This window comes from Romboutsia sp. (assembly GCF_056995035.1).
Genome location: NZ_JBXKIW010000092.1, coordinates 1 through 15644 on the forward strand (window position 1 = coordinate 1; position 15644 = coordinate 15644).

The following is a 15644-nucleotide window of genomic DNA, read 5'->3' on the forward strand; positions in this document are numbered from 1 at the left end:
ACGACTTTAGCTGAAAATATAAATAATATAAGCGAAGGATTAGATAACGCAATAGATGAAAAACTAAAAAGTGAGCTTATAACAAATGTAAGCCATGATTTAAAAACGCCTTTAACAGCTATAATAAATTATGTTGGCTTAATAAAAAAAGAAGAAAATATACAACCACAGCACTTAAATGATTATGTAAATATATTAGACAATAAATCAAAAAGGCTAAAAGTGCTAATAGAAGATTTATTTGAGGCTAGTAAAGCTAGTAGTGGCAATATAAGTCTTGATATTAAAAGGCTAAATTTAAGTCAATTATTAAAACAAAGCATAGGCGAAAATGAAGAAAAATTAGCAAAGACTAAGCTGGATTTACAAATAAATTTACCAAAAGAACCTGTATACATAAACTGTGATGGAAAAAGAATGTATAGAGTATTTGAAAATCTATTAAATAACATTGCTAAGTATTCTTTAGAAAATACTAGAGTTTATATAGAAATTAAAGAAAAAGGTGAGAATATATACGTTTATATGAAAAATATATCATCTTATCAATTAAATTTTGAACCTGATGAAATAACAGAAAGGTTTAAAAGAGGAGACTTATCAAGAAATACTGAAGGAAGTGGATTAGGACTTGCCATAGCTAAGGACTTAGTAGAACTTCAAAATGGTAAGTTTGAAATACAAATAGATGCAGATCTTTTCAAAGTAGAGTTAGTGTTTATTAAAGCTTAGTAAAAATATATACACAGATTAGTTATTTGATACTAGAATTAATAATACTTTTCTCTGTAAAAATTATTATGTGTCAACATTTTTATACATTGATAATATTGAACTGATAAGAAGAGCTATGAATCAAAATTAAAGGCAGAGAAATCTGTCTTTTTTAATGCAGTAAATTAGGTATTAATTTTGTTTATGTTTGAAAATAGGATAGATTAGTACAGAAAAAAGACCTTTACTAGTCTTTACTTAGTATTTATAAAAGTATTTATAGTATTTAAAAGTATTTAGGCATATCTGAAACCATTGGAATTACTAATAAATTTCAAGCTAAATACGACATGAGGGAACTTAACTACGACACATGGGAACCTTAAATGCGACAGGTGGGAACTCTAAGTACGGCATGAGGGAACTTTTAATGCGACACATGGGAACTCTAAGTACGACATGAGGGAACTTTTAATACGACACATGGGAACTCTAAGTGTGATATGAGGGAACTTTTAATACAACACATAGGAACTTTAAGTACGACATGAGGGAACTTTTAAATACGCAACTATATAAATATTGACGTATTTAAAAGTTTATATTAAATTATAGATAGGATTAGTATTGATTATTGGGCGGAGGTATAGGAATGAACACAAATGAAAAAAATATAGTTATGAAAAATAATATAATTATAAAGGCTAAATATAATATATCAACATTAGAAAATAGAATATTTCTAATGCTTTTATACAAGTTACAAAAGAATAATGAGGATGTTATTAAATGTGAAATATCTCACGAGGAATTTAAGTCTATAATAAAGAAAAAGCAGACAAGTTCTATAGATTCTATTTCAGATTTATTAGTAAATTTAAGAAAGCAAAGTATTTACTTTAGAGATGAAGAGGGATGGGGGGAGTATGGTTTTATCAATGGTTTTAAATATATAAAGTCTAGAAAAACTTTTAAAATTGAAGCATCTAAAGAGATTCATGATTATATAAGAAAATATTTAGAAACAGGATATACACCTATAAACTTAGCTATATTTTTTAGTTTAATAAATCCAAATGCTCAAAGATTTTATGATTTGTTAAGACTTTGGAGTGGAACAAAGTCCACTATAAATTATAAGGTTGATGATCTTAAGGAACTTTTGATGATTGAAGATAAATATGATAGATACAATGATTTCAAGAGGAGAGTTGTAATTCCAGCAATAGCAGAGCTTAATAAAACTGGATATTTTGAGATATATATAAAAGAAAATAAGGTCGGTAGAAAGGTTGATTCTATTGACTTTGTAGTTAAAGATTTAGACAAGCGAAAGTATTTTACTAAGGATGATGAAACTGTTAATAAAATGCCTAAACATAATGCATTAAAAGAGTGTGCAATTAGTAGTGATGTATCTATTGTAGAGAATGCAAAAATTGAAATTACTAAGATATCTAAGAATGAAATTGATTTATATATTCCAGATGAAACTGTATTTACCAAAGGTACTTTGAGAAGTTTTAAAAAGGACTTTAAAGAAGTTGATTTTAATAATAAATATATGTTAAAAGCTTTTGATGATGCAATAATGATAACTATGGATAGGGATGATGTAGATGAGATTAAGGCTACTTCATACAAGTTTTTCAAGGGTTGCTTAGATAATAAGATTATTGAATATGAAAAAGAAGAACAAGAAGAGTTGGCTCATGAGATAGAACTTGATAAGTTTTGGTAAAAACCACTGATTTTTTTGAAATTTTATAACATTAAGGATGATATCCTATCTTCAAAATAAATACTAAGATGAGCTAGTATTTGATTCCAACTTCTAATCTTTTGGGTCCATTTTTAAGAGATATCATAGTTGATAAATATAAAGATTTATGAAGTGATTTATCTTATGGAAATATAGATTTAGTAACTTTTCTTAATAATCTATTGTAGATTTCAATTGAGTTTGTAGTATAGTAAAAGTAATATATTAGATTAGTCTAAAAACGCATTTATTTAAGTTTTAAGGTGGTATATGAATTTAAATAAACTAAGGGTGTTTAATATGCTTAGAAACGATTAGAAACGATTAAAAACGATTAAAAACGAATTTAGTACATATTTCGTAAGGAAAGGGAACTTCATTTGGATTGATTTAAATTTGATTTATAGATGATCCATAAGCAAACTAATAAATAAAGTGAGATACAAAATAAATACAATAATACTAAAATAAATAAAGTAAAAGGGTTAAAAAGACTTATTTATGAAAAAATAGCATGAGTTTAAAAAATAAAGTCTTATATAAATTTATGAAATAAAAAAAGAGTGTAGGTGCTGAAAGTAAGAAATTTCAACGTATACACTCTTTTTACTATGTAACTAATACCTAAATAGCAATTTAGCGATTAGTTGTATTTTTAATTTTTATAGAAATAACTAAAATTATGAAAAAACTATAAGACCCTCAAATTGTTGAAATTACTGGGTAAAATTAGCTTGACGTTGTAAATCTGAATTTTTAGGACTCTACCCTAATAATTCAGATTTCTTTATTTGTCAACTGCTTAGTTTGAATACTCCAAATACTTTCTCTTTATTTCATTGAATCCCTCTTCAATGCTGATTTTCCCACGAATAATATCTGGAACAACTTCTCTTTGTGATTGTTGATAATTAACATAGTCACTAAATAATACAAATTCATGTTTATTTGCATATCCTGATTTATCTGGATATAAAACACTAGGATTATTTAAGTTATAAAAATCCCTACATTTATCAAGAATTTCATCATCAATATAACTAACAAATGGATACGTTCCGAATAATCTACCGTCAACCCCCTCATTTGCAAATTCTTTACTAAGAAAATGGTTCAATGTCTTCAATGCATTTTCTTGGTTAGGAGCATTAGTGGGTATCGATACATCTACAGTATTTAGAGGAACTTTATCTTCAAATCCTTTATAAGAAGGAACCTCAAAAACTTTATATTTATCCATAGAATCTTTATAGTTCGTTATTTCAGGTCCTTGAACAAATTTCATAACTATCTTATCATCAACAAACATATCAGGTGTATGTATCGTTTCATGTATCCCATACTCCTTATACAAATTCATAAAGAATGAAAATACATCGATCCATTTTTCATCGTCATAGATAGTTCCGTCTGATTTTACAGATAAATTGAGTGGTTTTGTCAGAACTTCAAAATCTTGAAAAAAACTTTCTATACCATTTATACCTAATGACAAAGGATAAATATTATCAATATTATTACTCTCAATTGAACTTTTAACATCACTTAATATTTCCGAAACATTTTGCCAAGATTTTATTTCATTTGGAATAGGTATGTTTAACTCCTCAAAGAGCTTTACATTTATCATAAGAAAATCTGATGAAAAATAGGGGGAAATAAAATATATACTACCATTACCTATTTCTCGAGATTTATCCACTATTGCGGGATAAATGTTATGTATATCTATATAATTATCTAATTTTAATAACTCTTCATTTTCTATATAATCTGTTAGATATTCATTTGGGATATCTAACAGTAAATCAGTGTTATTGTCATTTAACTTATTTGCTAATTGAGCTCTTGAATACTCCCAAAAATCAGATTTTTCAAGCGTTTCACTATCATCTATAACATAGTCTACGTTGAGGTTTATATCGAGCTCTTCCTTTAAATACTTTTTTAAAGTGTCATAACTAGGAACTTCACTTTCATACAAAACTAATCCATTTACACTTCCTCTATTTTGGTAAAATATTACCACTGTACATACGAGTAATACCCCCAATAACATCATTATTTTTTTCATATTCATGCTCCTATTTCAAAATGTAATCACTGACTAAGCATACATATTTTTTTCTGAATTTTATAATTAATATACATTCAATATAAGTAATACCAATGATTATGTATATAATATTTACTTCACTACTTAGTAATATAGTTAAAAGTGTTGGTATTGAAAATTTGACTTAATCAGTTTAAATATACTGATTATGAATCTATTTAGATACTAAATTTTAAATAATAGTATTACGCTACAAATAAAGAGGCTACCTTCATTAGAAGGAGCCTCTAAGTATATTAAGAACCATAAAGATAATTAAATACCATAAAGATAATTAAATTGACCCGATGCAGATTGTAGTGGAGCATTCGGATCATTGAATGATAAATTATAATAGTTAGCTATTCTAAGTTTACGACCAGATCCAATTGTACCGTTACCACTCATATCTATCTCAAGATTTCCGTTATATACACCTGTTTTAGTTACATATTTTAGCCTTGAACCTTGTTCTGTCACTATCTGATATTGTACACCAGTACTAGCTGTAGCTGTCTTAGTACGTTGATATCCGTTTTGTATATGTTGACCTCCTCCACATGTAAATGAATCAGTTTGTGCATAGTTCTTAAATGTTCCTGAATAATTCAGAGTTTTTGTTCTAGTTTGTCTTATGTTCATCTCTATACCTTGATATGGTAATTCTCCTGTTTCTGGAGAGTATGTATTTACTCCATCTGCATGTGCGATTAAACTACTTCCACCCAGCATTGATATCAAAGCTGTCAGTGTAATTACTTTTTTTAACATAATAATATATTCCCTTTCTTATTCCCAATTATGACTTTGATGATTATACCATAATTTACCATTTTTCAAAAGCTAAATTTCAATAATAAACTTAGAATTTCAAATTAAGCAATTTTTGAGAAAGTCAATAATACCATTGCCTCTATTAATATCTTTTTCATATTATCCACCTAATTTTTACGTTTTCATAACTTGTAAGTTATGAAACTAAGGAAGTGAATTTCTATAAGAAGGTAAATTGATATGTGGAGTAAAAATGCCATTAGAATCCACTTATTTGAATTCTAATGGCATTAATTTTGTTTTAAATCCTTAACTAGTTCCTAAACTGCAATTTAATGACTAGTTATTTTATTATTTTATATTTTTGTAATTTATGAGGGATTAAATCGTATATTGTGATTAAAAATACAGTAATAAAAATCGAAATAATTACCCTATAATGCCATCTTAAATCTATTCCTTCATAATTTGCAAATATTGGTGCAATAAAAATACATGAAAGATATACAACTAAAAAATATATAAAGCGATAAATAGTGTTTTGAATTTTATATGTAGTTTTACATTTTTTACAAGTAAGCTTTCCTGTGATTAGAAATTTGAATCTATCTATAAAAGTAAAATGATCATTGCACTCTAAACAGTTTCTCATAATAATCTCCTTTTTAATTTTATTGTATCAAATATATTAGTGACTTTAATAAAAAGTTTAAAATTCAATTACTCCTTAAAAAACTATTTAAAGGTATCTAGTAAAAATACCCTTAGAATTTAAATAAATGGATTCTAAGGACATAAATTTTAGTCTAAATACATAACCAATCCCTAAAGTGAAATTTAGATACTAATTTATCACTGATAAAATAATTAAACCAATTAAAATTAAAATAATTAAAATTCCAATAAACATCTGTGTTCTTTTATTATTCTTATAATTTATCCATGTTAATATACTCATACTAGTTATAAATAATAAATTTATAACTAGTAGTGGTATTTCGATTATTTCAAATAACTTTAGAGCCGATAAAATTATTATAATAAAGCCAATTAATATTTCAAAAATAGCTAGAGATTTTATACTCATATTAAAGCTCCCCCTTTTTAAGTATTTTACTTTAATAATTACCTTTTATTTTTAAAAGTTCAACTGGTTTCTAAAAATACATTTAAAGAGTTTTGTAACTAAAAGGCACATTATTATTAATGTGCCTATAATTAATCTCTAAATAGCACTTTAAAGAGTTCTAGTAAAATATAACAAAAAAGGCTTAAATTCAGTTTTAAGCCTTTTTATTGTATTCAATATATTAATCCTCTCTACATTCAAATTTAGCCACTCATTATAACTTATAAATTTAAAAATATGAGCAATTTTATTAAACATACATCATTAAAAAGTAAGTTAATAAATAAGTTATAATAGCAAGTATAATAGTACAAAATACTTTTTTTACAAGAAATTTTTTACGTTTTTCATCTTTATCTGTAGTAGGAATTTCTCTACCTTCCATATAAGCTAATATTTCTTCGTAAGTTTGAATATCTTTATCTTTTTTGATTTTTTCAACTTTAAATGCAGACCATATCATTAAAAACATAAAAATTGCAGGAATTATAAAGCCATATGGAACAAACATTTTTGCAATAGGAATAGTTAAAAACATAAAGATAAAACTAATTAAAAAACCATAACCAAATTTACGGATTTCTTTTTTCTCTAATTTATTTTTCATATTAATTGCATCTCCTTTGACTAATTCATCTAAGGAAACTTTAAAATACTCACTAAGCAACAATAAACTTTGAAGATCAGGATAACTTTTACTATTTTCCCAATTTGATATTGTTTGTCTTGAAACATGAATTACTTCTGCTAATTCCTCTTGAGAAATATTAAATTCTTTTCGATAATTTTTAAGTTGCTTACTAATATTCATAAAATTCCCTTTCTATAAATAAATCATATTTTCTTTGAGATGATAGTTCTATCAAATGTGTTTTCCATATAATTTAATTCTATTGATAAAATATTTTGTAGTTAATTTTATTATAAAGTAAATTTCCAATTTAATCCAATTATGATGAAAAATAAATTTTACATTATAAAAAAATGCTGAATTTATTATGTAAAAGTATTTTGACATGGCTATATTTCAACATTTTAAAACTAACTAGTTTTTTTAAAACACATTTAAAGAATTTTATAACTAAAAAGGCGAGTCTGGAAATATAATTGTGTATTCTTTAGATTATTTTAGAAATGATAATTAAATTTTATGTATACTATGATGTTTAAATCATAGTACTTATTTGTATATTTTTTATTTTATTTTTATAAATAGACAGATTAATACTGAGCTAGGACAAATTCAACTGTAAAAGGAATCACGTTATCGTGAAAAAATAAATATGTCATTGTGGTAAAATGTAAATAAGGAAGAGTTAATGCATGTGTATTTTTAATAAAAGAATATTGCAATAGCTATATCTAACAATTGTTAGCTTTTAAGAAGGGGGAAAAGTCATGATTGAAATATCAAGTAAAGACAGTAAGAAAATAAAGGTTCTTACATTTTTATGCGCTATATTAGTAGTATTAATTCATACATATAATGTAGAACAGTACTCAATAAGTTTTACAGGAACAAGTATGGAAAAATTTATCTATATTATAGAAAATTTTATTAGTGACGGAGTAGCAAGAACGGCAGTACCGTTATTTTTTATACTATCATCATTTTTATTTTTTTATAAGATAACCCCATCTATTGAATGGTTTATTAAAAAATATAAAAAGAGGTTTAAATCATTACTAATACCATATTTAATTTGGAATATAGTAGGATATATGATATTTTTAATACCTTTTTTTATAAAGCAATTAAGACCTTTTATGAGTGGATATATTCAACAACCTACAGTAATAGATTTTATTCAAGGGGTTTTTTTATATAAATATAATTATGCATTTTGGTTTATGTTCAATTTGATAATACTAGTAATTATTTCACCGGCTATATATACTGTTTTAAAAAATAAGCGAAGAGGTCAAATGATTACAATCATTATATTAATAGGATGGATATTAGAAATAAAAATTGAAAATTTAATAGTCACATTAGATGCATTATGCTTTTTTACTATTGGTTCATATATGTCTATTCATGGAGGTATAGTATGTAAAAATATAATGGATTTGAAATCAAAGAAATATAAAATAGGAATAATTTATCTATGGTTTTTACTTATTATTATGAATATATTATTGCCGAATCAATTTATACATAAAATTAGTATTCTTATAGGATTAATTGCTTTATGGAATGGTTTTGATTTACTTGATGAAAAAATATTTATAATAAGATATATGAATTATACTTTTATGATTTATGCAATACACCCAATAATTATAGAAATAGTAGAGAAATTAATTTTAAAAATACTAGGTAACAATACAATCTTTGCGCTTGTAGCTTATGTTGTTGCACCTATTACAACTTTAACTCTTATATATGCTATTAGTACTATTCTAGAAAAATATATTCCTTCAGTATATCAAGTTATTAGTGGTGGAAGAAAGACGCAAGTAGGACTAAAAGAAAACTAAATTCTGATATTGATATAAAATAATAGTATAATATAAATGGAGGACAATTGTCCTCTATTTTGTTTTATAGGTAGGTCTTTATAGGAGGAATTATGTGCAAAGAACATATTTTAATTGTGGAAGACGATGCGGATATTAATAATCTGATTGGTAAAATATTAAAAAAGAAGGGGTATCAAGTTACACAGGCATTTTCAGGTAGTGAGGCGAAGCTACGATTATCAATGGGCGGATTTGATATGATTTTGCTTGATTTAATGCTGCCTGGTGTAACAGGAGAAGAACTTATCAAAGAAGTAAGAAAGGAAAAAGAAATACCGATTGTTGCTATTTCGGCCAAATCTTCCTTAGAGGATAAGGTTAATGTGCTAAACCTTGGAGCAGATGATTATATTACAAAGCCATTTGAAGCAGAAGAGATTTTAGCTAGAGTAAATTCCCAGTTAAGAAGATATAAGAAGTTTATCTGCATACAAAGTGAGAAAATAAAGCATCAGTTTAAAAATTTAAGCTTATGGGAACAGTCTCGTGAGGTAAAAGTAAATCAAAAAAACTTATTATTAACAGCACATGAATTTGATATTTTATGTCTATTACTTAAAAATCCAGACAAGGTATATTCAAGAGAAGCACTTTATGAAGCGATTTGGAAGAATGGATATTATGGGGAAGATAATACAGTAAATGTTCATATTAGTAATCTTAGAAAAAAGATTAAAGAATTAGATGATAATGAAGAATACATAAAAACAGTTTGGGGTATTGGATTTAAGCTAATGAAGGATTAATAATAATCTTTAAACTTTCTTTAAACTTTCTTGAGGATTTATTAAATAAAATTCTATATCCTTAGTACTATAGAGTAAATCAGATATCTGATAAATGCTCATAGTGTTAGAAAAAGTTAAAGAATAGGGGGAAATTATAATGAATGAAATTGTTAAAACACATCAATTATCCAAAATATATAAAAATAATATGGCATTATCAAATGTTGATATTACAGTCAATCAAGGAGATATTTATGGATTAGTAGGTAACAATGGAGCAGGTAAGACGACACTGCTTAGAATTTTAACAGGACAGTCAGAACCTACTAATGGAAGTTTTGAATTATTTTCAAAAGTTTCTAATGAAGATTTAAACCGTGTCAGAAAGAGAACTGGAGCGATTATTGAAAATCCATCCTTTTACCCAAAACTTACAGTAAAGCAGAATTTAGAGTATTATCGCCTTCAAAGGGGAATTCCAGGTAAAAGTAATATTGATAAAATTCTTAAAGAAGTTGATCTACTTAATGCAAAGAAAAAGAAATTTGATAATTTATCTCTTGGTATGAAGCAAAGATTAGGCTTAGCTCTTGCTATGATGACAGAACCGGAGTTATTGATTCTTGATGAGCCTATCAATGGATTAGATCCATCGGGAATTATTGAAATTAGAAATTTACTATTAAAACTTAATAAAGAAAAGAACATCACAATCATAATTTCAAGCCATATATTATCGGAGCTGTCTAATATTGCAACCTGTTATGGGTTTTTAAATAATGGAAAGTTAGTGGAGGAGTTATCTGCTAAGGAACTTGAAGAAAAATGTAAGAGCTATTTAGAGATTAAGGTAACCAATGCAAAGAAGTTATGCGCCCTCTTAGAAGAAAAGTTAGGGTATGTGAATTATAAGGTAATTCCAGACGAAAAGATACAACTCTTTGATGGAATTTATGAACCTGAAAAGATCAGTGAGTTGTCAATTGCTAATGGAATTGGATTATTAGCCTTAGAGCAAAAAACAATTGACCTTGAAAATTATTATATGTCTTTGATTGGAGATGGTGAAAATGACTAATTACATTAAGAGTGAGGTTTATCGTAACCTAAAATCTAAGGGAAATTACATTTTTTTATTTGGAGGTATGGGATTTGCAATTTTCTTAAATGTAGCATTGGGGCTTTTTTCCAATAGTCAGGTGAATTTTCCTTATGGTAATACTAAGTTTTCTTTTAGTAGTTTTTATGCATCTATGTCGATGATTATGATTTTATGTTTACCATTGGTTGCAACAATTTATGGTCATGAATTTAAATATAACACCTTAAAAAATTCTATTTCCTATGGAATTCCAAGAAATCAGATTTACTTTGGAAAGTTTTTAATGGAGTTAATTATTTCAGTAATAAATTTAATTTGTATTAGTGGAGTTTATATTATTAGTGCCTATGTAATGCTTGAGAATAGCGGAATAGTGTATTTGAATGAATTACTTCGTTCATTAATTGCTTGCTTTCCATTACTAATAACGAGTATTACTGTAGCTCACTGCTTTTACTTTATATTTGAAAATGAAACGACTGTAGGAGTCATTTGGGTAGGTGTAATGGTTGTAATACCAATGATAGTAAATATGGCAGGAAGAGGAATTTATTTTTTAGAAAAAGTAGCTTATTGGATGCCTTGGAATATTATGAATAATGCCGTATACGATTCAATAGCACAAACCCTAGTTATGCATTGGAGTAGCCAAGAGGGATTGATTGAGTGTTTTATAGTTGGTGTTATTGGAACTGTCATATTTTATGTTTTAGGTCTTATATTATTTAAAAAGAGAGAAATTAAGTAAAGTATGATAAAAATAGATATTGAATATAGTGGGAAATTTTATGTGATATAAAAAACTTAGTGATAGGAAAAGGAGTGTGCAAATGATGATGTGGATACTGGTTATTTTATTAATACCAAGCGTGTATTTTGCTACACGCTTTTTTCTGCTTTCTAAAAATATTAAGGAAGCAAACAAAGATTTTAAAGAAATTTGTGAAAATAGAGAATCTAATCGTAAACTTAACTTTGCATCTCCAAATAAGGATTTTGAACAATTATTAGAAGATATAAATGAATATTTAGGAGAAACACAAGTCGATAAAATTAGATACATGAGAAGAGAACGAGAAATTAGGAAAGAAATTGAGAATATATCACATGATTTGAGAACACCTCTTACATCTATCTTGGGATATTTGGAGCTTATGGATGATGAGAATATAACCAAGGAAGAAAAGGTCGAGTATATTAGTATTGTTAAACGCAAATCAAAAGCATTGCAAAATCTTATTCAGCATTTTTATGATTTATCAAGATTAGAAGATAATGAATATAAGATACATATGGAAATGGTGGACATTCATAAGGTACTAAGGGAGCAATTGCTTAGTTTTTATCAGGAATTTGATAAAAAAGGAATTGAAGTAGAATTAGATATTGGTGAACAACCAGTAAATATACAAGGTGATGTAAATGCATTAGATAGAGTATTTGCAAACTTAATTCAAAATTCCCTTAAATATAGTAAAACTGCTTTTAAGGTTTTATTAGAAAAGAAAGATAATGAAGTAATTCTTGTATTTATCAATGATACAGAAGCATTAGATAAAAAAGAGGTATCGCATTTATTTGACCGTTTTTATATGAAAGATGCTTCAAGGAATAATCAAAGCTCTGGACTTGGGCTTACTATTACAAAACTTCTTATAGAGACTTTTGGAGGAACTATTAAAGCAGATATTGATAAAGAATGGTTGAAATTTGAAGTTAAATTTACATATTGAATTATAAAATGATTTTAATAATGAATTATATTATAATTTAATATATAAATTATAATATAAAGGATATGATTACGTTGAAAAGGAAGTGTTATAAATGGTGTATTATAACAGGCATTGTTGTCAGTGGAATTCAAAAAAGTTGACTCCTATTCAATATAGGAATCAACTTTTAGTTGTTTAGTTACACTCTTTTTTTAATGTCCTTGACAAAGGACCATTTTAAATATAATTATACTTTTTTATTGATTTTTATCTTATTTGTTAAACTCTTCAATTATTTCATTTAAACATTTTTTGCAGATAGGGAAATTTTTGTAATAAATTATATCAATTTCACTATCACAAAAGTTACATCTATTTGTGCTTTTTTCAACTTGTATATAGTTTTTAAATAGCTTTATATTAACTACTTGATTTTTTTGAAAATTAAGTGAATCTCTCATTTCCTTAGGCAAAACAAGTCTACCTAAATCATCAATAGCACGTTCTACACCTAAAGATGAATTTTTAATTTTTTTTTTCATTACTTTTCCTCCATAAATAAATAAATTAATTAATTAATCTAATTTATTATATTGGATAATATTGTAAAAGTAACTGGAAAATAATTACATATTGATATAGCAGAGATAAGTGTGAAAACCGGCCATAAGCAGTATATACATATTAATGTGACAGGTTTTCACGCTTATTTCGGTTTCCCGTATCTAAAATCTGAACTAATTTATTTAGTTGATACTAATGATTAATATGAAATTAATAAATTAGTATATATATTTATACAACAACGAAGTTATACAATTAAAAATTGGCATGTATTTAAATATAAAACAAAAACAGGAAGAGAATGTATAAGAGCTCATGATTCTAAGTATAGAAAAACTTACCAATTAAAGCAATGTTATAATGATTATAATGATGCTATAAAAGAATTAGTAAAGAGTTAAGATTTACATAGCATAAGCAACGACTTAGCGAAAAACGGCGTAAGTTGGACTGAAATAGCAGCTATTACAGGATCAGTTATTAAAATATTAGTGAATATAGTAAAATCTTTATCATCTGTTTTATTAGTTACTTAAAAAAATAAAATTAAAAAAGAAAGGAACTATATATAATATGGGTCAAATATGCATTATTTCTGATATTCATTCTAATATTTATTCACTAAGAAATTTTTTAAAATATATAGATTTAAAATATAATATAGATTATATTTTAAATCTTGGCGATTTTGTTCAAGATGGACCTAATCCATGCGAAGTATTTGATATAGTTATGAATGATAAAAGATTTATAAATATTATGGGCAATAAAGAATATGAATTAATTAATAATAACTTTGATGATTGTTTGTTTTTTGATGAAGAAGAGTCACATGAATTATGGACATTAGAAAAATTAGGCAATGATCGAATAACTAAAATTAAAAAATTACCATTATCTAAGTCTATTGAATTGTTTGGTAAAAAGTTTTTTATGATACATTCAAATCATGAATATCAAGATACTTTTGGAGGTAATAGTTTAACAACTGTAATAACAGAAAATTCTATTGAGAAACTTTCAAGAAAAGAACAAACATTAAATATAAATAGTCATGATTATTTATTAATTGCAGATAACCATCTTGAATGTTTAGAAACTCACGAGAATTATAAAGTAATAAAACCTGGGGCTATAAGTTCTTTAAATAACAATACTATTAAATTTGTTGTAATAGATATTAATGAAGATGAAGAAATTATTTATTTTAAAAACTTAAAACATGATGCATATGAAGTAGTTGAACAATGTATATATGACAATGTTCCAGATCCTTATTGTAATATATATACTAACAAAATAAAAAAAGAGATTTATGATGTTTCTATAAACCCTAAATATGATACCGATATAATTCCTGTAGATTGGTCATTTTTCCCTTTAATAATTGAAAAATGGATTAAAGAAAGTGGATTTATTCAATTATCTTGTTGGAATAATGAAATAGAACTAATTACTGAAATAAGGTCAAAATTGAATGTATTAGAAGAAGAAATTGAAATCAATTTAAATCAAAAACAAATACTTTTTAAAGTAAAAACAGATGAAAATGTAACTAATCTTTTGACAAGTAACTTTTTATATAAGAATAAATTAAAATGGTTTAATATTTACTTCTATCAAGAAGATACTAAAAATCCTTATTTTATATGTGAACATAATGGGTATGAAATTGTGATAAACAACTTAAATAAAAACGATATGAATTTTCTAAACAACATATCTAAAAACAAAACTATAACAATAGATTTTTATTAAAATAATCTATCGTTATGAAAGGGGTAGCTACCATATTTCCGAAATTCTGCAATTTATTGACCTTTTATGGATTTAAAGTACAAAAAAAGAATCTATCCTATTAAATTGATACATTCATTGGTATAACTGATGTTGATCAAACTTTGGTGTGATTTTGCAGAAAAAATGTAGGTTGGCCTAAAGAGACTAAAAGATAAAGGGTTAAATCAGAGTCAGATATCAAAGGAATTAGGGGTAAGTAGACAAGCCGTAAGTAAATTGATAAAAGAAATGAAGTAGTGTCAACTGAAATGACTAGGAGGATATTATGTATGAGAAAAAGCTTTGGTTAAAGATTAGTGTTAGTGTTAGTATTACTTTAAGTGTTATAATAGAAAGCTAAGGAATGAATAAATATGGTTAGATTATGTAGAGTATGCATTACCTGATATGGAGTTCATACTTATTTGGACAAGCAGAGTTTAGAAAGAATTGTTGTAGATGCTGCAATGATGGATAAAGCTAAAACTGCATTTATGGAAAGATTAGAAAAAAGAAGAGCTAATGAAAAACCTGTTAAAGAAGAACATAAGATATTAGCTCCTATCATTGATTTTTCGAAGTATATGAAATAAAGATGTAATTAAATAGGATTTATTAGATTGTGATAAATAAGAGATTAAACTATATTAGGAGGATTCATTATGGGAAAATTAAAAGGAAACACATTATCAGATAGTTTAGATTCATTAAAATCATTTCATAGAATTCATGATTTTGAATGTAGCGAATTTGATGTAG

14 protein-coding genes and 2 pseudogenes are annotated in these 15644 nt (G+C 26.0%); 10 read left to right on the forward strand and 6 right to left on the reverse strand.

The genetic code is table 11. From position 1 onward, the window contains the following. On the forward strand, nucleotides 1-732 hold a 732-nt coding region (locus AC11VW_RS14655; RefSeq protein WP_484302177.1), incomplete at its 5' end, for a sensor histidine kinase. Nucleotides 733-1366: 634 nt separating this feature from the next. After that, complete coding sequence (locus AC11VW_RS14660; protein ID WP_484302178.1) at nucleotides 1367-2455, forward strand: replication initiation protein; 1089 nt, start codon at nucleotides 1367-1369, stop codon at nucleotides 2453-2455. A gap of 23 nt (nucleotides 2456-2478) precedes the next feature. Here AC11VW_RS14660 and AC11VW_RS14665 read toward each other — a convergent pair. The 5 genes and pseudogenes from AC11VW_RS14665 to AC11VW_RS14685 form a co-directional block, all read right to left on the reverse strand. Further along, nucleotides 2479-2687, reverse strand: a pseudogene (locus AC11VW_RS14665) (IS256 family transposase); the annotation flags it as partial. A 591-nt stretch (nucleotides 2688-3278) separates the two neighbouring features. Beyond that, nucleotides 3279-4550, reverse strand: coding sequence for an ABC transporter substrate-binding protein (locus AC11VW_RS14670; protein WP_484302179.1), 1272 nt, complete (start codon nucleotides 4548-4550; stop codon nucleotides 3279-3281). Nucleotides 4551-4847: 297 nt separating this feature from the next. After that, nucleotides 4848-5342 carry a hypothetical protein gene (locus tag AC11VW_RS14675; RefSeq protein ID WP_484302180.1) on the reverse strand — a complete coding sequence of 165 codons (495 nt, stop codon included), beginning with the start codon at nucleotides 5340-5342 and terminating at the stop codon, nucleotides 4848-4850. Between the two features lie 847 nt (nucleotides 5343-6189). Next, nucleotides 6190-6432, reverse strand: a complete 243-nt coding sequence (locus tag AC11VW_RS14680) for a hypothetical protein (RefSeq protein ID WP_484302181.1) — start codon at nucleotides 6430-6432, stop codon at nucleotides 6190-6192. A 292-nt stretch (nucleotides 6433-6724) separates the two neighbouring features. Further along, on the reverse strand, nucleotides 6725-7285 hold the full coding sequence (locus tag AC11VW_RS14685; RefSeq protein WP_484302182.1) for a helix-turn-helix domain-containing protein: 561 nt from the start codon (nucleotides 7283-7285) through the stop codon (nucleotides 6725-6727). A gap of 587 nt (nucleotides 7286-7872) precedes the next feature. On the opposite strand from AC11VW_RS14685, the gene AC11VW_RS14690 reads away from it, so the two are divergent. From AC11VW_RS14690 to AC11VW_RS14710, 5 genes are all read left to right on the forward strand, one after another. Then, nucleotides 7873-8955: an acyltransferase family protein gene (locus tag AC11VW_RS14690; RefSeq protein ID WP_484302183.1), complete on the forward strand. Its 1083-nt coding sequence runs from the start codon at nucleotides 7873-7875 to the stop codon at nucleotides 8953-8955. A 92-nt stretch (nucleotides 8956-9047) separates the two neighbouring features. Next, nucleotides 9048-9743: a response regulator transcription factor gene (locus AC11VW_RS14695; protein ID WP_484302184.1), complete on the forward strand. Its 696-nt coding sequence runs from the start codon at nucleotides 9048-9050 to the stop codon at nucleotides 9741-9743. Between the two features lie 139 nt (nucleotides 9744-9882). Then, nucleotides 9883-10803 (forward strand): ABC transporter ATP-binding protein, encoded by a 921-nt coding sequence (locus tag AC11VW_RS14700; protein WP_484302185.1) that lies wholly within the window; start codon nucleotides 9883-9885, stop codon nucleotides 10801-10803. Next, a complete protein-coding gene (locus AC11VW_RS14705) occupies nucleotides 10796-11575 on the forward strand; it encodes an ABC transporter permease (protein ID WP_484302186.1) in 780 nt (259 codons plus the stop codon). The genes AC11VW_RS14700 and AC11VW_RS14705 overlap by 8 nt, the downstream gene beginning before the upstream one ends. Nucleotides 11576-11657: 82 nt before the next feature. After that, nucleotides 11658-12560, forward strand: a complete 903-nt coding sequence (locus AC11VW_RS14710; RefSeq protein WP_484302187.1) for a sensor histidine kinase — start codon at nucleotides 11658-11660, stop codon at nucleotides 12558-12560. 254 nt (nucleotides 12561-12814) lie between these two features. On the opposite strand, the gene AC11VW_RS14715 is transcribed toward AC11VW_RS14710, so the two are convergent. After that, on the reverse strand, nucleotides 12815-13084 hold the full coding sequence (locus tag AC11VW_RS14715) for a hypothetical protein (RefSeq protein ID WP_484302188.1): 270 nt from the start codon (nucleotides 13082-13084) through the stop codon (nucleotides 12815-12817). A gap of 595 nt (nucleotides 13085-13679) precedes the next feature. Here AC11VW_RS14715 and AC11VW_RS14720 point away from each other — a divergent pair. From AC11VW_RS14720 to AC11VW_RS14730, 3 genes and pseudogenes are all read left to right on the forward strand, one after another. Beyond that, on the forward strand, nucleotides 13680-14864 hold the full coding sequence (locus AC11VW_RS14720; protein ID WP_484302189.1) for a metallophosphoesterase family protein: 1185 nt from the start codon (nucleotides 13680-13682) through the stop codon (nucleotides 14862-14864). Nucleotides 14865-15056: 192 nt separating this feature from the next. Beyond that, nucleotides 15057-15143, forward strand: a pseudogene (locus tag AC11VW_RS14725) (MarR family transcriptional regulator); the annotation flags it as partial. A gap of 167 nt (nucleotides 15144-15310) precedes the next feature. After that, complete coding sequence (locus tag AC11VW_RS14730) at nucleotides 15311-15478, forward strand: hypothetical protein (protein ID WP_484302190.1); 168 nt, start codon at nucleotides 15311-15313, stop codon at nucleotides 15476-15478. The last annotated feature ends 166 nt before the right edge of the window (nucleotides 15479-15644 follow it).

Coding starts and splice junctions, on each gene's coding strand:
- AC11VW_RS14660 (WP_484302178.1), top strand. CDS start 1,367: ATGAACACAAATGAAAAAAATATAGTTATGAAAAATAATATAATTATA.
- AC11VW_RS14670 (WP_484302179.1), bottom strand. CDS start 4,550: ATGAAAAAAATAATGATGTTATTGGGGGTATTACTCGTATGTACAGTG.
- AC11VW_RS14675 (WP_484302180.1), bottom strand. CDS start 5,342: ATGTTAAAAAAAGTAATTACACTGACAGCTTTGATATCAATGCTGGGT.
- AC11VW_RS14680 (WP_484302181.1), bottom strand. CDS start 6,432: ATGAGTATAAAATCTCTAGCTATTTTTGAAATATTAATTGGCTTTATT.
- AC11VW_RS14685 (WP_484302182.1), bottom strand. CDS start 7,285: ATGAATATTAGTAAGCAACTTAAAAATTATCGAAAAGAATTTAATATT.
- AC11VW_RS14690 (WP_484302183.1), top strand. CDS start 7,873: ATGATTGAAATATCAAGTAAAGACAGTAAGAAAATAAAGGTTCTTACA.
- AC11VW_RS14695 (WP_484302184.1), top strand. CDS start 9,048: ATGTGCAAAGAACATATTTTAATTGTGGAAGACGATGCGGATATTAAT.
- AC11VW_RS14700 (WP_484302185.1), top strand. CDS start 9,883: ATGAATGAAATTGTTAAAACACATCAATTATCCAAAATATATAAAAAT.
- AC11VW_RS14705 (WP_484302186.1), top strand. CDS start 10,796: ATGACTAATTACATTAAGAGTGAGGTTTATCGTAACCTAAAATCTAAG.
- AC11VW_RS14710 (WP_484302187.1), top strand. CDS start 11,658: ATGATGATGTGGATACTGGTTATTTTATTAATACCAAGCGTGTATTTT.
- AC11VW_RS14715 (WP_484302188.1), bottom strand. CDS start 13,084: ATGAAAAAAAAAATTAAAAATTCATCTTTAGGTGTAGAACGTGCTATT.
- AC11VW_RS14720 (WP_484302189.1), top strand. CDS start 13,680: ATGGGTCAAATATGCATTATTTCTGATATTCATTCTAATATTTATTCA.